17 protein-coding genes and 1 rRNA gene are annotated in these 21,353 nt (G+C 69.0%); 10 read left to right on the top strand and 8 right to left on the bottom strand.

Going from position 1 to position 21,353, the window contains the following annotated elements:
• The first annotated feature begins 152 nt into the window (after nucleotides 1-152).
• A 5S ribosomal RNA gene (rrf, locus tag ACGFU7_RS08395) occupies nucleotides 153-269 on the top strand.
• 109 nt (nucleotides 270-378) lie between these two features.
• Here rrf and ACGFU7_RS08390 read toward each other — a convergent pair.
• The 5 genes from ACGFU7_RS08390 to ACGFU7_RS08370 are packed head-to-tail and all read right to left on the bottom strand — an operon-like array spanning nucleotide 379 to nucleotide 5,832.
• Complete coding sequence (locus ACGFU7_RS08390; protein ID WP_393693586.1) at nucleotides 379-1,689, bottom strand: DUF58 domain-containing protein; 1,311 nt, start codon at nucleotides 1,687-1,689, stop codon at nucleotides 379-381.
• A gap of 10 nt (nucleotides 1,690-1,699) precedes the next feature.
• Nucleotides 1,700-2,701: an AAA family ATPase gene (locus ACGFU7_RS08385; protein WP_393693551.1), complete on the bottom strand. Its 1,002-nt coding sequence runs from the start codon at nucleotides 2,699-2,701 to the stop codon at nucleotides 1,700-1,702.
• A complete protein-coding gene (locus ACGFU7_RS08380) occupies nucleotides 2,698-3,912 on the bottom strand; it encodes a DUF4350 domain-containing protein (protein WP_393693549.1) in 1,215 nt (404 codons plus the stop codon). The genes ACGFU7_RS08385 and ACGFU7_RS08380 overlap by 4 nt, the downstream gene beginning before the upstream one ends.
• Nucleotides 3,909-4,598 carry a DUF4129 domain-containing protein gene (locus ACGFU7_RS08375; RefSeq protein WP_393693547.1) on the bottom strand — a complete coding sequence of 230 codons (690 nt, stop codon included), beginning with the start codon at nucleotides 4,596-4,598 and terminating at the stop codon, nucleotides 3,909-3,911. The genes ACGFU7_RS08380 and ACGFU7_RS08375 overlap by 4 nt, the downstream gene beginning before the upstream one ends.
• Before the next feature lie 4 nt (nucleotides 4,599-4,602).
• Entirely contained in the window at nucleotides 4,603-5,832 is a 1,230-nt protein-coding gene (locus tag ACGFU7_RS08370; protein ID WP_393693545.1) for a hypothetical protein, read from the bottom strand.
• Between the two features lie 140 nt (nucleotides 5,833-5,972).
• On the opposite strand from ACGFU7_RS08370, the gene mtnA reads away from it, so the two are divergent.
• The 7 genes from mtnA (at nucleotide 5,973) to ACGFU7_RS08335 (ending at nucleotide 14,446) form a co-directional block, all read left to right on the top strand.
• On the top strand, nucleotides 5,973-7,118 hold the full coding sequence (gene mtnA / locus ACGFU7_RS08365; RefSeq protein WP_393693543.1) for an S-methyl-5-thioribose-1-phosphate isomerase: 1,146 nt from the start codon (nucleotides 5,973-5,975) through the stop codon (nucleotides 7,116-7,118).
• Nucleotides 7,119-7,122: 4 nt separating this feature from the next.
• Nucleotides 7,123-7,812 (top strand): two-component system response regulator MtrA, encoded by a 690-nt coding sequence (mtrA, locus tag ACGFU7_RS08360; protein WP_187438793.1) that lies wholly within the window; start codon nucleotides 7,123-7,125, stop codon nucleotides 7,810-7,812.
• Between the two features lies 1 nt (nucleotide 7,813).
• Entirely contained in the window at nucleotides 7,814-9,838 is a 2,025-nt protein-coding gene (mtrB, locus tag ACGFU7_RS08355) for an MtrAB system histidine kinase MtrB (protein WP_393693541.1), read from the top strand.
• Nucleotides 9,828-11,693, top strand: coding sequence for an LpqB family beta-propeller domain-containing protein (locus ACGFU7_RS08350; protein WP_393693539.1), 1,866 nt, complete (start codon nucleotides 9,828-9,830; stop codon nucleotides 11,691-11,693). Before mtrB ends, ACGFU7_RS08350 begins: the two co-directional genes overlap by 11 nt.
• A 71-nt stretch (nucleotides 11,694-11,764) precedes the next feature.
• Entirely contained in the window at nucleotides 11,765-12,493 is a 729-nt protein-coding gene (locus ACGFU7_RS08345; protein ID WP_393693537.1) for a ComF family protein, read from the top strand.
• A gap of 322 nt (nucleotides 12,494-12,815) precedes the next feature.
• Entirely contained in the window at nucleotides 12,816-13,505 is a 690-nt protein-coding gene (gene hpf / locus ACGFU7_RS08340) for a ribosome hibernation-promoting factor, HPF/YfiA family (RefSeq protein ID WP_393693535.1), read from the top strand.
• A gap of 185 nt (nucleotides 13,506-13,690) precedes the next feature.
• Entirely contained in the window at nucleotides 13,691-14,446 is a 756-nt protein-coding gene (locus ACGFU7_RS08335; RefSeq protein ID WP_393693533.1) for a response regulator, read from the top strand.
• Between the two features lie 58 nt (nucleotides 14,447-14,504).
• Here the strand turns inward: ACGFU7_RS08335 and ACGFU7_RS08330 are convergent, their stop codons facing one another.
• Both ACGFU7_RS08330 and ACGFU7_RS08325 read right to left on the bottom strand, forming a co-directional pair.
• On the bottom strand, nucleotides 14,505-15,680 hold the full coding sequence (locus ACGFU7_RS08330; protein ID WP_393693531.1) for a winged helix-turn-helix domain-containing protein: 1,176 nt from the start codon (nucleotides 15,678-15,680) through the stop codon (nucleotides 14,505-14,507).
• Between the two features lie 70 nt (nucleotides 15,681-15,750).
• Nucleotides 15,751-16,326 (bottom strand): GNAT family N-acetyltransferase, encoded by a 576-nt coding sequence (locus ACGFU7_RS08325; RefSeq protein ID WP_393693529.1) that lies wholly within the window; start codon nucleotides 16,324-16,326, stop codon nucleotides 15,751-15,753.
• A gap of 253 nt (nucleotides 16,327-16,579) precedes the next feature.
• Between ACGFU7_RS08325 and secA the strand changes: the two genes are divergently transcribed.
• Nucleotides 16,580-19,399, top strand: coding sequence for a preprotein translocase subunit SecA (gene secA / locus ACGFU7_RS08320; RefSeq protein ID WP_393693527.1), 2,820 nt, complete (start codon nucleotides 16,580-16,582; stop codon nucleotides 19,397-19,399).
• Between the two features lie 693 nt (nucleotides 19,400-20,092).
• Here secA and ACGFU7_RS08315 read toward each other — a convergent pair.
• Nucleotides 20,093-20,521 carry an Rv3235 family protein gene (locus tag ACGFU7_RS08315; protein WP_393693525.1) on the bottom strand — a complete coding sequence of 143 codons (429 nt, stop codon included), beginning with the start codon at nucleotides 20,519-20,521 and terminating at the stop codon, nucleotides 20,093-20,095.
• Between the two features lie 291 nt (nucleotides 20,522-20,812).
• Between ACGFU7_RS08315 and ACGFU7_RS08310 the strand changes: the two genes are divergently transcribed.
• Nucleotides 20,813-21,319 carry a DUF6912 family protein gene (locus tag ACGFU7_RS08310; protein WP_093893997.1) on the top strand — a complete coding sequence of 169 codons (507 nt, stop codon included), beginning with the start codon at nucleotides 20,813-20,815 and terminating at the stop codon, nucleotides 21,317-21,319.
• Nucleotides 21,320-21,353 lie beyond the last annotated feature (34 nt).

Raw genomic sequence — 21,353 nt, 5'->3', positions numbered from 1 at the left:
GTTGATAGGCCAGATGTGGAAGCCCGGTAACGGGTGGAGCTGACTGGTACTAATAGGCCGAGGGCTTGTCCTCAGTTGCTCGCGTCCACTGTGTTAGTTCTGAAATAACGAACGGCCGTGTTGTGTTCCGGTGTTGGTTAATTTCATAGTGTTTCGGTGGTCATTGCGTTAGGGAAACGCCCGGTTACATTCCGAACCCGGAAGCTAAGCCTTTCAGCGCCGATGGTACTGCAGGGGGGACCCTGTGGGAGAGTAGGACGCCGCCGAACTCCTTTTACGGGAAAGCCCCGTGCCCTTGTGGCACGGGGCTTTTCTGCGTTCACGGTCCGTCGGGAGGGCCCTTTCCCGGTGAGTGAATTCTTTGACGTGAGCGGTGGGTCAGAGGCGACCCGCTCCCTTGAGAGCCAGGTAGGCGTCGGCGAGAGCCGGGGCGAGGTTGTCCGGGGTGGCATCGACGACCACCGCACCGTGGCGCTGGAGCTGCTCTGAGGTGCGGAGTCGCCGCGCTTGGGCCTGTGCGCCGGCTGCGGCCTCGTAGATCGCGTCCACAGTGCCTCTGGCTCCCGCCATCTGCTCGATGTGCGGGTCGGCCACTGAAGCCACCAGCACCGTGTGGCGCTGGGTCAGTCGGCGGAGGACAGGGAGCAGGCTCTCTTCTACGGGGGCCGCGTCCAGACCGGTGAGGAGCACGATCAAGGAGCGACGAGGAGCGCCGGCAAGCACGGCAGCGCTGAGACCTCGGGCATCGGTTTCCACGAGTGCGGGTTCGATCGGCGCCAGTGCATTCACCATGGCCGACAGGACTTCTCCCGTGGACCTGCCTTGGACTTGGGCGCGGATGCGGCGGTCGTAGGCGAGGAGATCCACGCGGTCGCCCGCACGAGTGGCAAGCGCGGTGAGGAGCAGGGCCGCGTCCAGAGCGGCGTCGAGGCGGGGCACGTCACCGACACGACCCGCCGAAGTACGGCCGGTGTCCAGGACGACGAGGATGTGACGATCCCGCTCGGGGCGCCACGTTCGCACTGCGACGGCGGATTGACGTGCTGTGGCCCGCCAGTCGATGGAGCGCGTGTCGTCACCGGGCACGTAGGCACGCAGGCTGTCGAACTCCGTGCCTTCTCCACGAGTGAGGACGCTGGTGCGGCCGTCGAGCTCGCGAAGCCTGGCGAGGCGGGACGGCAGATGCTTGCGGCTGGTGAAGGGTGGCAGGACACGTACCGTCCATGGGACATCGTGATTCCCCTGGCGGGCGGCAAGCCCCAGAGGTCCGAACGAGCGGACGGTGACGCGTTCGGCTCGGCGGTCACCGCGCCGTGTCGGTCGCAGGAAGGTGGTCAGCCGACGGCGTTCCCCCGCAGGGATCGTCAGCGTGTGACGGGATGAGGCCTGCTCCGTGCCGGTGGGCCAGCTGCTGGGCGGCCAGGCGTCGCGGAGGTGTGCCCGCAGGCGGCGACGGGAAGGGTTGGTTACGGTGAGTTGTACTTCAGCGGCCTCGCCAAGTCGAACGGTTGTGTCACCGGATCGGGTGAACTGAAGCGTTCGCACTGGCGCGGCCAGGGCGTAGTCGCACAAAATTGCTAGAGAGAGCGGTGCGTTGACCGCGAGCATGCCTGTCCAGCTGGGGGCCAGGATGCCTACAGGGAGTGACCCCAGGGCGGCCAGCAAGGCGGTACGTCCGGTGAGGGCCACGGTCACCGCCTCATCGGGGTACGGGGACGTGGGCGAGGACTGCGGTGATGACGGAGTCGGGGGTGACTCCCTCCATCTCCGCCTCGGGCCGCAGCTGGATGCGATGGCGAAGCGTGGGGAGTGCCAGGGCTTTCACGTCATCCGGAATGACGTAGTCACGGCCGGTGAGCCAGGCCCAGGCACGGGCGGTCGACAACAGAGCGGTGGCGCCTCGGGGAGAGACACCGAGGGAGAGCGAGGGGGATTCACGCGTGGCACGACAGATATCGACGACATAGCCGGCGATCTCGGGGGAGACCTTGGTCCGGGCGACTGCGTTGCGGGCAGCTTCCAGATCGGCCGGGCCTGCGACGGGGCGTATGCCCGCTGACTTGAGGTCGCGCGGATTGAAGCCGTCGGAATGACGGGTGAGGACGTTGATCTCCTCGTCGCGGGACGGCAACGGCACCGTCAGTTTGAGGAGAAACCGGTCCAGTTGGGCCTCGGGGAGCGGGTAGGTGCCCTCGAATTCGACGGGATTCTGCGTGGCGGCTACGAGAAAGGGTTCGGGCAGTAGCCGAGGGGTTCCGTCGACGGTGACCTGGCGCTCTTCCATCGCTTCCAGGAGGGAGGACTGCGTCTTGGGAGGGGTGCGGTTGATCTCGTCGGCGAGAAGCAGGTTGGTGAAGACAGGGCCGGGCTGAAAGGAGAACTCTGCCGTGCGGGCGTCGTAGACCAGCGAGCCGGTGACGTCGCTCGGCATCAGGTCGGGGGTGAACTGGACACGCTTGGTGTCGAGTTCGAGCGAGGCCGCGAGGGCCCGGACCAAGAGGGTCTTGGCCACGCCGGGCACGCCTTCGAGAAGGACGTGGCCTCGGCAGAGCAGAGCGACGACGAGCCCGGTGACTGCCGGGTCCTGGCCGACCACGGCCTTGGCGATCTCGGAGCGCAGCGCTTCCAGGGATGCGCGGGCTGTGTCGCCGTTCCCGACGGTCTCGGTAGTCCCGGCGGGCACTGGGGGCGGGGCGCTCATGACGTGCGTACCTCTCTTTCGAGGGTGTCGAGTTGGTCTGCCAGATGTACAAGAGCGGCGTCGTCGGACGGGGCGGGTCCGAAGAGCAGGGCTTGGATGTCGCTGCCGGTGGTGTGGAGACGGGCCGAAACAGCAGGGACGAATGTTGTGGGGGAGTGGGAATCGCGTGGGGAGATGCCGATGAGTGGGGCGATACGGGTGCGGGTGGCGGCGCGCAGCGAGTCGGCCGCCCGGTCGCGGGCGTTCGCCTTGCGGTAGAGGCGGGCTCGGCCCTCGGTGGATTCGGAGGCGCGGATGGCCACGGGCAGCCGCTCGGTCACCAGAGGGCCCAGACGACGGGCGCGCCAGATGGCGGCGAGCACAGCGGCGAGTGTGAGTTGCAGGGTGCCCCACAACCAGCCCCTGGGGATCAGGTCGGCGAAGCTGCGGTCGTCGTGGGCGCCATCACCGGCGTCACCGCCGTTCTCGGCGGCAGCAGAAGTATCAGTGAGCGAGGGGAGGTACCAGACCAGATGTGGGCGGGAACCGAGGAGTTGCAGGGCCAGGGAAGCATTGCCCTGGTTTGCGAGTCGGTCGTTGTAGAGAAGGTCGGGGGAACCGAGGAGAACGGTGTCACCCGTGCCCTGTTCGACCAGGAGCAGGGTGGGGAGGCCGTCGTTCGGGTAGCAGGCGATGGTGCCGAGGCCGTCCGAGGCGTAGCGGAAGCCTCCCGTTTCGACGCCGCCGGCACTGCGGGCGGCCGGCAGGGAGCACTGAGGGGCACGCGTGGCTACCGGTCCGGCGGACTCCGCGCGGACGCCGGGGACCAGTGTGCTCACGGATGGAGGCCCCGCCGCGAGAAGGACGGTGCGGCCGGCCGAGTGGTCGGTCGTGGCACGGAGTTCGCTCTGCTGGTGCGGTGCCAGCAGGTTGGGGGAGGCGATGAGCAGCGTGGTTTCGGGTCCGACCTGGGCCGTGGCCTCGTCGAGCGTGGTGACCACGTGAACGGAGACGCCACGCTTCTTGAGGAGTTCGGCGACGGCCCGGCTGCCGTAGCGGTCGGCGGAACGGGGGTCGAGGCGGCCGTGCTGGTCACCGGAGCGCACGGTTGCCAGAGCGACTCCGGCAGCGACGAGTACGAGGAGGGCGAGCAGCAGACCGCGGGTGCGGATCCAGATCTGGTGCGGGGTGAGGGATGCCGAGGTGGTGGAGGCGGCGGTGACCTCGGTCATTCGGCTGCTCCCTGGGCCGCGGCTGTCAGGAGAGGCTTGGCGGTTTCGAGATCGAGGTCCAGAGCTCGTATGTCCAGATACGCCTGCTGGTCCGCGGTGCGGCCGCCGTATGTGACATCGTCGAATTCTCTGGCGGCGGCGTGGAGTCGCGTGGCATGCGCGGGCAGTGGACGGCCCGCTTCGGCGGCGGCCTCGTCGGCGGTGCGCCCGGGGCGGGGGTCGAGCAGGGCGCGCTCCTCCAAGGAGCGGACGATGGCGCGCATGCGCTCCTGGACCGCCTCGTTCCAGCGGTGGGCGGCGGCGTGGGCCTCGGCAGTCGTGCGGTGTGCGGCCGCGCTGCGGGGGCTGTCGTCAAAGAGGGCGTTCGCGGAACGCACGGTGCGGTGCGGGGTGCCCAGCCGCCACCAGAGTGCGGCGACCAGGCCGATGGCGACCAGCACGAGCACGACGAGACCGAGTGGGCCTCCCGGTGCGGCGCCGGAGGCCGTGTTCAGGAGATCGCCGATCCAGCTCCAGAGGCGGTCGAGGCCGCGCTGGAGGAGGTTGGGATCGTTCTCGTGGTACATCGGTTTGGACAGCTCGCGCTCCGCGGCCTCGCGGGCGGGGACACGCGGAGTGTCCACAGGTATGTCACTGCTCGCGTGCATGAGTAGCCGTGCTGCTGTTGTGCCCCCCGCCCCCGACACGGCATCAGCTCCTGGTGTCGTATCCGGGCAGGCCCGCTGCCCGGGCGAGCTCGAGGTCGAGTGCCTCGCGGCGGATGCGCTGATCGATGTAGAGCAGGGCCATCACACCGGCGGAGAGCGGGTAGGTGATCGTTGCGGTGATCACCTGGCCGATGCCGGAAACGATCAGGAACGGCCAGCCGAAGTCCGTGGAGCCGTCCGTGAGGAAGGAGCCGATACCGCCGCCGTCCACAGCCATCGCGATGATGCTGAACGGGATGGCGATGATCACGCTCACGATGAGGGTCAGCAGCCAGGTGAGCGCCAGGATGCCGAAGGTCCGCCACCAGGCGCCACTGACCAGCTTCGCGGAGCGGCGCATGGAGGCCGTGATCGATTGCCGCTCCAGCATCAGCGCCGGCGAGGCGAGGCAGAAGCGGACCATCAGCCAGATGACGACGACGAACGCGGCCAGGAGTCCGATGACGACGAGCCCGGCGCCTGCGGCGGAGCCGACCAGCATGCCCGGCAGAACGCCCACCGTCATGATGGCGGCGCTGATCAGGGCCAGCAGCAGTGTCAGACCCAGGAGCTGGGCAAGCCGGGGCCGGGCCTCGGCCCATGCGTCGGAGAGCGTCACCGGGCGGCCCAGCACCGAGCGGCTGATCACCACGGTCAGTACGGATGTCGTGATCAGCGTGGCGATCATGGTGATGAGCAGGGACGGCACACTGTTGATCAGCGCCGACTGAGCCGAGTCGGCGGATTGCCTGAGTGCCTCCGAGCCGGTGGCGTTCGGGTCGATCGCTGCGGGTTCCGGCAGCAGATAGCGTTGCACGAGGATGATCGCGATCTGGGCGATCACGGACACGGTCAGCGTGATACCGAGGACCGTGCGCCAGTGGGCGCGCATCGTGGAGACCGCGCCGTCGAGGATCTCGCCGACGCCGAGTGGCCGGAGCGGGATGACACCGGGCTTGGCCGCAAGGGGCGGCTGTCCCCAGCCGGGGCCGTGCGGTCCACCTCCCCAGCCGACGCCCTGAGGTCCGCTGCCCCAGCCGGGGGCGGGGGGTGGTGCGCCGGGACCTGTGCCGGGCGTGCTCGGTGGGGACCACTGCCCTGCGGGCGGCTGCGTGGGAGACCAGTTCCCTGCCGGGCCGCTGCCGTCGACGGGCTCGGAAGGCCGGGGGACGCCCGCCCCCTGACCCTCGGAGGGGGCAGATCCGGGCGAGGCCCAGCCCGGAGTGTCGTTCATTCTCGCTCCTTCACGGTCCTGTCCCCTCATCGGGGCGGCAGGTTGGCAGCCATCGTGCCACGCGTTGCTCCGGCACGGGCCTGGCGCTGTATCTCCTTCGTGCCTTCATTTGTGGGCGGCTCACCGGGCAGACTGGGCAGATGGCTGATCAGGACGCGCAATCGCCGGTGGGCATCGAGCCTCCCGCGCTTCCCGTACTTCGCTGGGACGAGCTTCCGGAAGGTCCCGTACTGGTGCTCCTCGACCAGACTCGGCTGCCTGCCGAGGAGGCCGAGCTGGTGTGCACCGATGTGCCCGCGCTGGTGCAGGCGATCCGGACGCTGGCGGTGCGCGGGGCGCCGTTGCTGGGCATCGCAGGGGCCTATGGCGTGGCTCTGGCAGCGGTGCGGGGAGATGACGTGCCGGAGGCCGCAGAGCTGCTGGAGCGGGCGCGACCCACCGCGGTGAATCTCGGGTACGGGGTGCGGCGGGCTGCAGGGGCGTACCGGGCAGTTGTGGAGAAGGGGGCGGATCCGGAGCGGGCTGCGGCGGTGGCGCTGGCCGAGGCCAGGGCGCTGCACCGGGAGGATGCCGAGGCCAGTGGGCGTATGGCGCGGTATGGGCTAGCCCTTCTGGACGAACTGCTGCCCGGTGGCGGGCACCGGCTGCTGACCCACTGCAATACGGGGGCGCTCGTCTCGGGTGGTGAGGGCACTGCCTTCGCGGTGGCGCTCGGGGCGCACCGGGAGGGGCGGCTGCGCCGGCTGTGGGTGGACGAGACGCGTCCGCTGCTGCAGGGTGCCCGGCTGACCGCGTACGAGGCGGCGCGCAATGGCATGCCGTACAGCTTGCTCACGGACAACGCCGCAGGTTCGCTGTTCGCCGCGGGGGAGGTGGATGCCGTGCTCATCGGGGCGGACCGCATCGCCGCGGACGGATCGGTGGCGAACAAGGTGGGGAGCTATCCGCTGGCTGTGCTCGCGAAGTACCACCACGTACCGTTCATCGTGGTGGCGCCGACCACGACCGTGGATCTGGACACCGTGGACGGGGCATCGATCATCGTGGAGCAGCGGCCGGGGAGTGAAGTGACGGAGCTCACATTTCCGCAGGTCGGGGTGGCAGGCGGGGACACCGGCGGATTGCTCGTGGCGCCGGTGGGAACCCCGGCGTACAACCCCGCGTTCGACATCACACCGCCGGAGCTGGTCACGGCTATCGTCACGGAGGAGGGCGTAGTTTCCCCGGTCACGGGGGTCGGACTGGCAGAGCTGTGTGCCAGATCATCGCAGGTAACGATTAGCTAATGGGATGATGTCGATTATGAAGGGACGCGTCCTTGTCGTCGACGACGACACCGCACTGGCCGAGATGCTCGGGATTGTGCTGCGTGGTGAAGGGTTCGAGCCGTCGTTCGTAGCGGACGGTGACAAGGCACTTGCCGCATTTCGTGAGGCCAAGCCGGACCTGGTCCTGCTGGATCTGATGCTGCCCGGTAGGGACGGCATCGAGGTCTGCAGGCTGATCAGGGCCGAGTCGGGTGTGCCGATCGTCATGCTCACTGCCAAGAGCGACACGGTTGACGTGGTGGTGGGCCTGGAGTCCGGGGCCGACGACTACATCGTCAAGCCGTTCAAACCTAAGGAGTTGGTTGCCCGGATCAGGGCACGTCTGCGGAGGTCCGAGGAACCGGCGCCGGAGCAACTGGCCATCGGGGACCTGGTCATCGATGTGGCCGGTCACTCGGTGAAGCGGGAGGGACAGTCGATCGCCCTCACCCCGCTGGAGTTCGACCTGCTGGTCGCGCTCGCCCGTAAGCCGTGGCAGGTCTTCACCCGTGAGGTACTGCTGGAGCAGGTCTGGGGATACCGCCACGCCGCCGATACCCGGCTGGTGAATGTGCATGTCCAGCGCCTGCGCTCCAAGGTCGAGAAGGACCCGGAACGGCCCGAGATCGTGGTGACCGTCCGAGGCGTCGGTTACAAGGCCGGACCGAGCTGATATGCCCCTGAGTAGCGCTGCTCCGCAGCCCGGGGAGCCGGGAGCCCGTGCGGAGCGGGCTGCTGCTCCAGGACACAAGGCGTCCCAGGTCGGACGTCTTCTGCAGGGTGGCCGGTTGTTCCACGACCGGGCGCCCGGCGGCCCTGTGCCGCGACTGCTGATGCGCTGGGTGCGGCGTCCGCTGCTGCCCGCCGTGCGGCTTTGGCGACGGAACCTCCAGCTGCGGGTCGTCGCGGGCACGCTGCTCATGTCGCTCGGTGTGGTGCTGCTCCTCGGGCTGGTCGTGATCGGGCAGGTGCGCAACGGCCTGCTCGACGCGAAGGGCAAGGCTGCCCAGACGCAGGCCGCCGGCGGTTTCGCGGCCGCTCAGGAGAAGGCGAACGCCCCGCTCACCCCCGGTGGGCCGGGCGGCGACGCGGCGGACGGCACCTCGGCCAACAACTCCTGGCGGACCGAGCTCGTCGATCAGCTCGCCAGTGGCGGCAAGAACGCCTTCAACGTGGTGGCGCTCAGCGCCGACGAGGGGACCCGTGCGCCCCGAGGCTCGGGCAGTGTGGAGGCGGCGAGCATTCCGCAGAGCCTGCGGGACTCCGTGAACAAGGGCCCGGGAGCGTTCCAGACGTACTCCCTGATCCAGTACGCGAACGGACAGGAGCCGCAGCCCGGACTCGTCGTGGGCAAGCGGCTCTACGACATCGACCACAATCCCTACCAGCTCTACTACCTCTTCCCGCTGACGCAGGAGGAGAAGTCATTGACGCTGGTCAAGGGCACGCTGGCGACTGCGGGACTGTTCGTCGTCGTGCTGCTCGGGGCCATCGCCTGGTTCGTGGTGCGGCAGGTTGTCACGCCCGTACGGATGGCGGCGGGCATCGCCGAGCGGCTCTCCGCCGGCAGGCTCCAGGAACGGATGAAGGTCACCGGCGAGGACGACATCGCCCGGCTCGGTGAGGCCTTCAACAAGATGGCGCAGAACCTGCAGCTGAAGATCCAGCAGCTGGAGGAGCTGTCCAGGATGCAGCGGCGCTTCGTATCCGACGTCTCCCACGAGCTGCGGACACCGCTGACGACCGTACGGATGGCCGCCGATGTCATCCATGAGGCCCGCAGCGACTTCGATCCCGTGACGGCGCGTTCCGCGGAGTTGCTCGGGGATCAGCTCGACCGGTTCGAGTCGCTGCTCTCCGATCTGCTGGAGATCAGCCGGTTCGACGCGGGCGCCGCGGCACTGGAGGCCGAGCCGATAGATCTGCGGCAGGTCGTACGACGGGTGATCGGCGGGGCCGAGCCGCTGGCAGACCGCAAGGGCACCCGGATCCGGGTGGTCGGCGACGAGCAGCCGGTGATCGCGGAGGCCGACGCGCGGCGGGTCGAGCGCGTCCTGCGCAACCTTGTGGTCAATGCCGTCGAGCACGGCGAGGGCCGGGATGTCGTGGTGCGGATGGGGGTGGCCGGAGGCGCGGTCGCCGTGGCCGTCCGGGACTACGGTGTGGGACTCAAGCCCGGCGAGGCGACGCGGGTGTTCAACCGTTTCTGGCGGGCCGACCCGGCTCGCGCACGGACGACCGGCGGCACCGGACTCGGACTGTCCATCGCCGTGGAGGACGCCCGGCTGCACGGCGGCTGGCTACAGGCATGGGGCGAGCCGGGCGGCGGCTCGCAGTTCCGGCTGACGCTGCCGCGCACGGCGGACGAACCGCTGCGCGGATCGCCGATACCGCTGGAACCCGAGGATTCCCGGCGCAACCGGGAGAACGGGGAGCGGGCTGCGGCCGCTCCCACGACCGGGAGCGAGCACCGGCTGACGGCAGTGCCGGCCCAGCCCGGTGGCAGCGACCGGTCCGCGCTGTCCGTACCTTCGCGTTCCCCCGTGGCCTCCCGGACGGCGCCGGCCTCGGTGCATCCGGCAGCTCTGCCGGGGAGCGGCGCACGGGTGGTCGCGCGCGCCGCCGAGGACCGGCCGGGTGGCGATTTCGACTCTGCAGTGCAGGACCTGGAGCGGGGGGACACGAATCGTGGGCACTGACCGTCGTAGGGACGGCCATGGACGCGTGCTGGGGCTGTTCGCGCTGCTCGGATGCGGTGTCGTGCTGCTGTCCGCGTGCGGCTCGATGCCCGTCACCGGAGATGTCAAGGCTGTTGACGCCTCGCAGCCCGGTGACTCCCAGGTGCAGGTGTATGCCGTGGCGCCGCGTGACAACGCCACCCCCAACGAGGTCGTCGACGGCTTCCTGGAGTCCATGACCAGTGATGACTCGGACTTCAGGACGACCCGCAAGTACCTGACGAGGAAGGCAGCCAGTACCTGGAAGCCGAGCGCGTTCACGACGGTGCTCACCAAGGCGCCGAACCGGAGCGACCGCCCGTTCCGCGACAGCGACCCCGGTATCACGGAGATCACCTACACCCTGACCGGTGAGATGGTGGCAACGGTCGACGCCCAGAGCGCCTATCAGCCGCTCGCGCCCACGGACTACAACCAGACCCTGCATCTGGTGAAGGAGAACGGGCCGGAGGGCAAGGAGTGGCGCATCGACCTCGTGCCGGACGGCCTTCTGCTCGGGCAGTCGGACTTCAAGCGCCTCTACCGCTCCGTCGACAAGTACTACTTCGCCGCGGGGCGGACGGCGGAGCAGTCGACCCTGGTCGCCGACCCCGTCTATCTCCGCAGCCGGACGGACCCCGTCACGGGTATGGACACCGTGACGCAGGCGGTCCGCAGCCTCCTGACAGGGCCGACCAGCTGGCTGCGGCCGGTGGTCGACTCCCGCTTCCCCGCAGGGACAGCGCTGAAGAAGGGCGTCACCTCACTGGCGCCCGACGACCGCAACGTACTGAAGGTCCCGCTCAACAAGAAGGCGGACGGTGTCGGACAGCGCTCCTGCCGCATGATGGCCTCACAGGTCCTCTACACCCTGCGGGACCTGACGTCCGCACGGGTCGAGCAGGTCGAACTGCAGCGCTCCGACGGCTCCCCGCTGTGCGTCCTCGGGACCGACCAGGCGGAGGAGTTCGCCCCTGACGGTTCGTCGAGCGGGCCGGACAGCCAGTACTTCGTCGATGCCAAGGGGCATGTGGAGCGAATTCCGGGCAGCACCAAGGGCAGTGGCACCCCGGAGGTGGTGACCGGTCCGCTCGGCGATGGACCGGTGCGGATGGGTGCGGTCGGTGTGGCCAGGGACGAGCAGTGGGCGGCGGCGGTCTCGCGCGACAGGGCGGCCCTCTATGTGTCGTCCATCGTCTCGGACGGTGAGCTTCCCGCGGCCGCGGTGACCAGCAAGGCCCAGAACCCGAACAACCGCCTGTCGGTACCGAGCTGGGACGGCCGGGGCGACCTCTGGGTGGCCGACCGGGATCCCGGCAACCGCAGACTGCTGCGGCTGACCGGTGGTGCCGGCAAGCCGCAGGAGGTCACCGTGCCGAGCCTGGACGGCGGGCGGATCGAGGCGCTGCGGATGTCCGCGGACGGCGTGCGGATCGCACTCCTGGTGACCCAGGACGGCCACAACACGCTGAAGATCGGCCGGATCGAGCGGCGCGGGCCGGAGGCGGAGCAGAAGGTCTCGGTGGTGGAGTTGCGGCAGGCCGCACCGCAGCTGACGGATGTGACCGCGATGTCGTGGTCGGGCCGGAGCCGTCTCGTGGTGGTCGGCAAGGAGCAGGGCGGCGTGCAGCAGGTGCGCTATGTGCAGGCCGACGGTTCGACGGCCGCGTCGGGTGTTCTGCCCGGTGTGAACCAGGTGTCGTCGGTCGCGGCGGCGGACGACGAGCAGTTGCCGCTGATGGCGGCCACGTCGAGCGACGGGATAGTGAAGCTGTCGCCGGGTGACAACTGGCAGACGGTGGTCAAGGAAGGCTCGTCGCTGGTCTACCCGGGCTGAGACCCCGCAGGGCCGCTTCCGCGTTTTCCACAGGGGTGGCCCGGTCTCTTCGGGGAGGGCACAGTGGAGTCATGCGGGGATGGTGGCGGGAGATCTCCGGACTGGTCCTGCCGGTTTCCTGCGGTGGCTGCGGCAGGCCGCGCACCGAGTTGTGCGAGGAGTGCCGTGCGGAGCTGTACGGCGGGGTGCCGCGCCGGGTGAGGCCCGTGCCGGAGCCAGTGGGCCTGCCGGTGGTGCATGCGGCCGCCGCGTACGAGAACGCGGTACGTGCGGTGCTCCTGGCCCATAAGGAGCGGGGTGCACTGGGGCTGGCCGGGGCACTCGGCAAGGCGCTGGCGGGGGCCGTACGGGGCGGGACGGGGCAGGTGGGTGTCGTCGGCCCCCTTCTGCTCGTACCCGTGCCGTCGACGCGGCGGGCCGTGGCGGCGCGGGGGCATGATCCGATGCGCCGGGTCGCGCTGGCTGCCGCGGGCGAGCTGCGGCGCGGAGGTACCCGCGCCCGGGTGGTCGCGGTGCTTCGGCAGCGGCGCCCGGTGGCCGATCAGGCGGGGCTGGGAGCCCGGCAGAGGCAAGCGAATCTCGCGGGGGCACTGGAGGTCGTGGCCGGGGGTGAACGGCTGCTTGCGGCCGGACGGGTGGTGCTGGTGGACGACCTTTTGACGACCGGTGCCTCGCTGGCCGAGGCGGCCCGGGCGATCGGGGCAGCAGGCGGGCACGAGGGCGCCGTATCCGGCAGCGGGCAGGCGGCCGTTGTCGCAGTGTCTCCGCCAGCCTTCGAAATAAACCGGAACTGCCAGTGAACTTGCATCGTTGCAGGTAGTAAGTGGTTAAAAAGACCTGAACGGAGGTACGTGCGAGTAGCGGGTGCCGACATCCGGCCAGGCAGGCTATGTTCGGTTGTGAGGAATGGTGAATGCCAGACCTCGACGAATGCACCACCAGGTTTCGGGCAGGCGACTCACCAGTAGTCCAGAAGCAGAAAATTCGGTGGGGTGGAGACCCTGCCGATGGGGGAGGAGGAGGTGGAAGTCACCGAGTCCGCGGCTCCGGCTATCACCGGGGCCTGGTGCAAAAGGGAGATGCTCCGCCACTGAGCGGAGTGATCCGGGAACGGAGTTCTGCGTGGACATCGTCGTCAAGGGCCGCAAGACCGAGGTGCCCGAGCGGTTCCGCAAGCACGTGGCCGAGAAGCTGAAGCTGGACAAGATCCAGAAGTTCGACGGCAAGGTGATCAGCCTCGACGTCGAGGTGTCCAAGGAGCCGAACCCCCGTCAGGCCGACCGTTCCGACCGGGTGGAGATCACGCTCCGCTCGCGTGGACCGGTCATCCGGGCGGAAGCGGCCGCAGGCGACCCGTACGCAGCGCTGGACCTGGCCACCGGCAAGCTGGAGGCGCGGCTGCGTAAGCAGCATGACAAGCGCTACAGCCGCCGTGGCAACGGCCGGATTCCCGCTGCCGAAGTCGCCGAGACTGTGCCGGGTGCGGCGTCGTTCAACGGCGAGGGCGATCTGGTCGCCAACGAGACGGCTCAGTCCGTACCCACCACCAGGTTCGGCTCGCTGGAGGTACAGGGCGAGGGTCCGCTGGTGATGCGCGAGAAGACGCACGTCGCCGCACCGATGTCGCTCGATCAGGCGCTCTACGAGATGGAGCTGGTCGGGCACGACTTCTATCTGTTCGTCGACTCCGAGACGAAGGAACCCAGTGTCGTCTACCGACGGCATGCCTATGACTACGGTGTCATTCACCTGAGGACCGATCCGCTGGCCGCTGATGAGGCGGGCGGCGCGGGCGGTGCGCTCGGCGGCTGACGCCACCCTTCTGCGGTGCCCCTGGAGCGCCTGTGCGCCCCCAGGGGCACCCGTGTGCGGCCACAGCATCACCACTCCGACGTCCAGGCATGAAATCATGTCGTCCCAAGCCAACCGGTGCTCTGTGAACTGCCGTTGGCGGACAGTTTGTGAACTTCAGGCCATGGCCTTCAGGGGGAGGAACGATGGCGGACACCTTCGGGCCCGTGCGCGATGCGAATGATGCCGACGGCGCTGCCGGTGCCGACACCGGAGCGGACGCGGACAGTGGTTCCCGCAAGGAGCCGATCCGGGTCCTCGTGGTGGACGACCACGCGCTCTTCCGCAGAGGTCTGGAGATCGTCCTCGCCCAGGAGGAGGACATCCAGGTCATCGGCGAGGCGGGTGACGGGGCGGAGGCGGTCGACAAGGCGGCCGATCTGCTGCCCGACATCGTGCTGATGGATGTACGGATGCCCAAGCGCGGCGGCATCGAGGCCTGCACGTCGATCAAGGAGGTGGCCCCCAGCGCGAAGATCATCATGCTGACGATCAGCGACGAGGAGGCCGATCTCTACGACGCGATCAAGGCGGGCGCGACCGGCTATCTCCTCAAGGAGATCTCCACGGACGAGGTGGCCACCGCGATTCGCGCGGTCGCCGACGGGCAGTCCCAGATCAGCCCTTCCATGGCGTCCAAACTGCTCACCGAGTTCAAGTCGATGATCCAGCGGACCGACGAGCGCAGGCTGGTGCCGGCGCCGCGGCTCACCGACCGGGAACTCGAAGTCCTGAAACTCGTTGCAACGGGCATGAACAATCGCGATATCGCGAAGGAACTGTTCATTTCCGAGAACACCGTGAAGAACCACGTCCGCAACATTCTGGAGAAGTTGCAGCTGCACTCCAGGATGGAAGCCGTGGTCTATGCCATGCGGGAGAAGATCCTGGAGATCAGATGACCGGTCCCACGACGGGACCGGGCGGGGCGACGCCGGGCAAAGGGACGGGAATGCACGCTCACGCCAGAGCGCGGGCGATTTCCTGAGCGAGCGGCCCCCGCAGTTCCGGTGCGTCGACCCGCTCGAGCCGGACATCCGTACAACCGACCCAGGACGCGGCCTCCACCAGAGCCTGGGCCATCGGCGCCACGGCCTTCCTGCCCTCCAGGGACACCTGACGGGCGACCAGCGTGCTTCCCTCGCGCGCCGGATCGACGCGGCCCTGCAGCTTTCCGCCCGCCAGCAGCGGCATCGCGAAATAACCGTGTATCCGCTTGGGCTTGGGGACGTAAGCCTCCAGACGATGGGTGAAACCGAAGATCCGCTCGGTGCGCGCCCGCTCCCAGACCAGCGAGTCGAACGGCGACAACAGGGTCGTACGGTGCCGCCCGCGCGGCTCGGAGGCCAGTGCCGCCGGGTCCGCCCAGGCCGGCTTCGCCCAGCCCTGCACCGTCACCGGCACGAGACCGGAGTCCGCCACCACCGCGTCGAACTGCTCACCCTTGAGCCGGTGGTAGTCCGCGATGTCCGCGCGGGTGCCGACGCCCAGGGACTGCCCCGCGAGCGCGACAAGCCGGCGCAGGCACTCCGCGTCGTCCAGATCGTCGTGCAGCACGGTATCGGGCAGGGCCCGCTCGGCGAGGTCGTACACCCGCTTCCAGCTGCGCCGCTCGGTGCACACCACCTCGCCGTACATCAGTGCGCGCTCCACGGCGACCTTCGACGCCGACCAGTCCCACCACTCCCCGCCGTTCTTCGCGCCGCCCAGCTCCGTCGCCGTCAGCGGGCCCTCGGTGCGCAGCTGCTTGATCACCGTCTCGTAGGCGCCGTCCGGCAGGTCGTGGTGCCAGTGGGGGCGCGAGCGGTAGGCGCGGCGGCGGAACGCGAAGTGCGGCCACTCCTCGACCGGCAGGATGCAGGCCGCGTGCGACCAGTACTCGAAGGTGCGGCCACCCGACCAGTACGCCTCCTCGACCGTGTGCCTGCCGACCGCGCCGAGGCGCGCGTACGGAATCAGCTCGTGCGAACGCGCGAGCACCGAGATCGTGTCGAGCTGTACGGCGCCGAGATGCCGCAGCACACCCGGAACCCCGGCCCGGCGGTCCGGAGCGCCCAGGAAGCCCTGGGCGCGCAGGGCGATCCTGCGCGCCTGGTCGGCGGAGAGTTCGGCGGCGGGAGGCGGCACAGACGTCATGCCTCGCACCCTAGAGGGAGGCACTGACATCCGGTCGTGGAGTTCACCGCGAGGGCAGGAGGCCGGTGAGTCAGGCGGTGGCGGGCAGATAGGCATGAGTGCCCTGCAGGCCGAGATCGGACGGGAGCAGCGCACCCACCCAGGCGTCGCGCCGGACGCCCTTGTTGAGCAGCCCCGACCGCTGCTCGCCCTCCATCCGGAATCCCGTCCGCAGCGCCACGGCACGCGAGGGGACGTTGCCGGCCTCGGCCCGCCACTCAAGCCGGTCACCGCCGAGCGAGGTGAAGGTCCAGCGGGCGGCGGACAGCACCGCCTCCGTCATGTAGCCGCGGCCCCGGTGCTCCTTGGAGGTCCAGAACCCCACTTCGTACGTGCCCGGCAGATTGCGGCGATTGATGCCGAGCGCGCCCGCCAGGGACCCGCCCTCGCGCAGGACCACCGCGAAGTTGTACGTGGAGTCGTCGTGCCAGCCGCCGGGGGACAGCTTTCCCGCGAAGAGCTCCGCGTCGGCGCGGCTGTACGGCGAGGGCACGACCGTCCAGCGCTGGATGTCCGGGTCCTGACAAGCGGCGTGGACCTCGTCCGCGTCGCCGCTCGTGAAAGGGCGCAGCAGCAGACGCTCGGTGGTGAGGGTGATCGGCTCCATGCACGGATTCTGATATACGGATTCTGGTGAGGCGCCGGCCGTGAAGCGAACACTTTTCGGACTTCCCGGCACCTTCGGCGCCCCCCGGCCGTTGACTCGGAAGGGACGGCGGAGCCGACGCGGCGGCAGCCCTCCCGGCGCGGTGGGGTCCTCGCTTACGATGGCCGTTGCGGTGGGGCCCACCTGCCGTGCCCGCGCCAGAGTCCATAACACGACCCAGTGCCAGGCCCGACCGGCAAGGAGACCAGCCTCAGTGTCCGTCTTCAACAAGCTCATGCGTGCAGGCGAAGGCAAGATCCTGCGCAAACTGCACCGCATCGCGGACCAGGTCAGCTCCATCGAAGAGGACTTCGTCAACCTCTCCGACGCCGAGCTGCGGGCGCTCACCGACGAGTACAAGGAACGGTACGCGGACGGCGAGAGCCTGGACGACCTGCTCCCCGAGGCATTCGCAACGGTCCGAGAGGCCGCGAAGCGTGTCCTCGGACAGCGCCATTACGACGTCCAGATGATGGGCGGCGCGGCCCTGCACCTCGGCTATGTGGCCGAGATGAAGACCGGTGAGGGCAAGACCCTCGTCGGCACCCTGCCCACGTATCTCAACGCGCTCTCCGGCAAGGGCGTGCACCTGATCACGGTCAATGACTATCTGGCCGAGCGCGACTCCGAAATGATGGGCCGGGTCCACAAGTTCCTGGGCCTGACCGTCGGCTGCATCCTGGCCAACATGACGCCGGCCCAGCGCCGCGAGCAGTACGCCTGCGACATCACGTACGGCACGAACAACGAGTTCGGCTTCGACTACCTCCGCGACAACATGGCGTGGTCCGCGGACGAGCTCGTCCAGCGCGGCCACAACTTCGCCGTGGTCGACGAGGTCGACTCGATCCTGGTCGACGAGGCCCGTACGCCGCTGATCATCTCCGGCCCGGCCGACCAGGCCACCAAGTGGTACGGCGACTTCGCCAAGCTGGTCACGCGTCTGACCAAGGGCGAGGCGGGCAACCCGCTCAAGGGCATCGAGGAGACCGGCGACTACGAGGTCGACGAGAAGAAGCGGACCGTCGCCATCCATGAGCCCGGTGTCGCGAAGGTCGAGGACTGGCTCGGCATCGAGAACCTCTACGAGTCGGTGAACACCCCCCTCGTCGGGTACCTCAACAACGCCATCAAGGCCAAGGAGCTCTTCAAGAAGGACAAGGACTACGTCGTCATCGACGGCGAAGTCATGATCGTCGACGAGCACACCGGCCGTATCCTCGCCGGCCGCCGCTACAACGAGGGCATGCACCAGGCGATCGAGGCGAAGGAAGGGGTGGACATCAAGGACGAGAACCAGACGCTCGCCACGATCACCCTGCAGAACTTCTTCCGCCTCTACAGCAAGCTCTCCGGCATGACCGGTACGGCGATGACCGAGGCCGCCGAGTTCCACCAGATCTACAAGCTCGGTGTGGTGCCGATCCCGACCAACCGGCCGATGGTCCGTGCCGACCAGTCGGACCTGATCTACCGCACCGAGGTCGCGAAGTTCGCCGCGGTCGTCGACGACATCGCCGAGAAGCACGAGAAGGGCCAGCCGATCCTGGTCGGCACCACCTCGGTCGAGAAGTCCGAGTACCTCTCGCAGCAGCTCTCCAAGCGCGGTGTCCAGCACGAGGTCCTCAACGCCAAGCAGCACGACCGTGAGGCGACGATCGTCGCCCAGGCCGGCCGCAAGGGCGCGGTCACGGTCGCGACGAACATGGCCGGGCGAGGCACCGACATCAAGCTCGGCGGCAACCCCGACGACCTCGCCGAGGCGGAGCTGCGCCAGCGCGGCCTCGACCCCGTCGAGCACGTCGAGGAGTGGGCGGCCGCGCTGCCCGCTGCGCTGGAGAAGGCCGAGCAGGCCGTGAAGGCGGAGTTCGAAGAGGTCAAGGAGCTCGGCGGGCTGTACGTCCTGGGCACCGAGCGGCACGAGTCGCGGCGTATCGACAACCAGCTGCGCGGTCGTTCCGGCCGTCAGGGCGACCCGGGCGAGTCCCGCTTCTATCTGTCGCTCGGCGACGACCTGATGCGCCTGTTCAAGGCGCAGATGGTCGAGCGCGTCATGTCGATGGCCAATGTGCCGGACGATGTGCCGATCGAGAACAAGATGGTGACGCGGGCGATCGCGTCGGCCCAGTCGCAGGTCGAGCAGCAGAACTTCGAAACGCGTAAGAACGTGCTGAAGTACGACGAGGTGCTCAACCGGCAGCGCGAGGTCATCTACGGCGAGCGTCGCCGGGTCCTGGAGGGCGAGGATCTGCAGGACCAGATCCGCCACTTCATGGACGACACGATCGACGACTACATCCGCCAGGAGACCGCCGAGGGCTTCGCCGAGGAGTGGGACCTGGACCGGTTGTGGGGTGCGTTCAAGCAGCTCTACCCGGTGAAGGTCACCGTCGAGGAGCTGGAGGAGGCGGCCGGCGACCGGGCCGGGATCACCGCCGAGTTCATCGGTGAGTCCATCAAGGACGACATCCACGAGCAGTACGAAGAGCGTGAGAAGCAGCTCGGCTCGGACATCATGCGTGAGCTGGAGCGGCGTGTGGTGCTGTCCGTCCTGGACCGCAAGTGGCGTGAGCACCTCTACGAGATGGACTACCTCCAGGAGGGCATCGGCCTCCGTGCCATGGCGCAGAAGGACCCGCTGGTCGAGTACCAGCGCGAGGGCTTCGACATGTTCAACGCCATGATGGAGGGCATCAAGGAGGAGTCCGTCGGCTACCTGTTCAACCTGGAAGTCCAGGTCGAACAGCAGGTCGAGGAGGTTCCGGTGCAGGACGAGGCCGAGCGGACCTCGCTCGCCAAGGAGGACCTCGTGCCGGCCGCGCGTCCGGAGATCCGGGCCAAGGGGCTCGATGCTCCGCAGCGTCCGGACCGGCTGCACTTCTCCGCTCCCACGGTGGACGGGGAGGGCGGGGTCGTCGAGGGCGACTTCTCCAACGGTGACGGTGGGATCGCGTCCGAGTCGGACGGGCTGACTCGGGCGGAGCGGCGCAAGGCGCAGAAGAATGGTGGGGGTGGGCGGCGCCGCAAGAAGTAGCGGTGGCGCCGACGCTGTTGGCGTTGGCGGTGGTTGGGTTTTGGCCGGGGTCGGACACCTTTTGTGGGTGGCCGGCCCCGGCTTGTTTTGGGCCGTGGGGTGGGGCGGGGAGTGTGGGGCGCGCGGGGTGGGTGGGTGTGCTTGGTGTGGGTGGGTGGGCCGCTGCGCGGGGCTGTCCCCTCCCCGCCCCTTCCCGAAACCGGGGCTCCGCCCCGGACCTCGCTCCTCAAACGCCGGAGGGGCTGGGAGTGCGGGGCGTGGGTGGGGTGGGGGCCGGTGGGTGGTGGCAGTGCGGTGTGGGGGAGGTGGGGTGGGAGTGAGGTGCGGGTGGGGGAGTGGAGTGAGTGCGGGGTGGCTGGTTGTGGGGTGGTGGGAGTCAGGTGGGGTGACTGGCTGCGGGGTGGTGGGCGTGTGAGGTGAGGTGGTGGTTGCTGGGGCTTCGGCCTGGGCTCCGGGTCTCAAGCGTCGGAGGGGTTGGGAGTGCGGGGCGTGGAGGTGGGGTGGCTGTGGGTGTGAGGTGAGGTGGTGGTTGCCGGGGCTTCGGCCTGGGCTCCGGGTCTCAAGCGCCGGAGGGGGTGGGTAGGGGGCGGGTGGGTGGTTGGAAGCGGGTGGGGTGTCCGGTGGGTTGCGGGGGCTTCCCCCAGCCCCGCTGCTCGCGCGTCTGCGGGGGCGTGGGAGGTCCCTGGTGGGTGTTTATCGGCTGGGTGATGCCTGTAGGTGTTCGTCGCCCAGTTCCACTGCTGCGCAGCGCCAGCGGAGGTCTGTGCCCTGTTCCAGGCGGAAGGCCATGGCCCGTACCTGTTCGCCCGCTGCGATGCTCGCGCAGGCCTCCACTACGCCCGGGGCCGGCTGGGCGCCGTGGCACATGCGGATGACCGGGCGGGCGCCGCGGGCCCTGAGGGGGGTGCGGGGGGCCAGTTCGGCCAGCTGGTCGTATGCCTCGCCGATGGTGTGTCCGAGCATCCAGTGCACCGGGCGCTGGCCGCTGAGGACCGCCAGGAGGCGCTCGGCGAACCAGTGGTGGGGGCGGACGCGTCGGGGGGTCCTGGCGCGTTGCGGTGGTACGGCTTCGGGCCTGCGCTGGTCGTGTCGTCCGGTGGGCCGGGTCCTGTTCGTGCTCATCGCTCATCGCCCCCGTGCTTCAGAGGCCCGGCCGAATACCGGGCGGTAACTTCTGCTGTGGATCTTCTACGGGGACGGCGGAGGCGGCCGCAAGCGCCGATGGGGCGCCGGGCGCGACTGGGAGGAATCACCTATCCGGGTGATGCACCCGGTGTCGTGCGGGGTGCGAGGAAGGCGTGGGGAGGGTGAGAGGCGGTTGCCGGGTGGACGGGGAGGCAGGGGTGCACGTAACCCCAAAGGGGGACGTCGCACGTATCCTGAGGGCGTTTCCGACTACGAAAGCGGCCAGCCATGCGCGTGTACGTCCCCCTGACGCTCCCCGGTCTCGCAGCGGCGCACAAGGCGGGCGAGATCGGTCCCGGTCCGCTGACCGCCTATGCGGTGACCCCCGGACTGCGCGAGTGGTACGTCTCCGACGACATCGAGGAGCTGGAGTACGCGGCGCTCAACCGGGCCGCCTCCGCCTCGCTGCGCCTGATCGCCGGGAACCCCGACGCGGTCCGCCGACGGGTCGTCGTCGCCGTCGACGTACCGGACGGCGCGGCCGTGGCCGACCCGGACCGCAGCCTCGACTCGTCGTCGCTCGGCGAGGTGCGGATCGCGTCCTCCGTGGCGCTCACCGAGGCCGCAGCCGTGCATGTCGACGCGGACGACGCGGAGAAGGACGTCACGGCTGCCGCCGCTGCGCTGGGCGCGGCGGATCTCGGTGACGACGACGCGCAGTTCACCGTCGACGGCGCCGAGGACCACGAGCTGCTCTGGTTCGGCATTCAGGAGATTCCGAATCTGATCGGATGAGATCGGATGTAGGGGGAGGGAAGCGGTGCGGGTG

The sequence above is a fragment of the Streptomyces sp. NPDC048473 genome (assembly GCF_043200155.1).
GTDB lineage: Bacteria > Actinomycetota > Actinomycetes > Streptomycetales > Streptomycetaceae > Streptomyces.
This window is presented reverse-complemented; position numbering and strand designations above follow the sequence as displayed.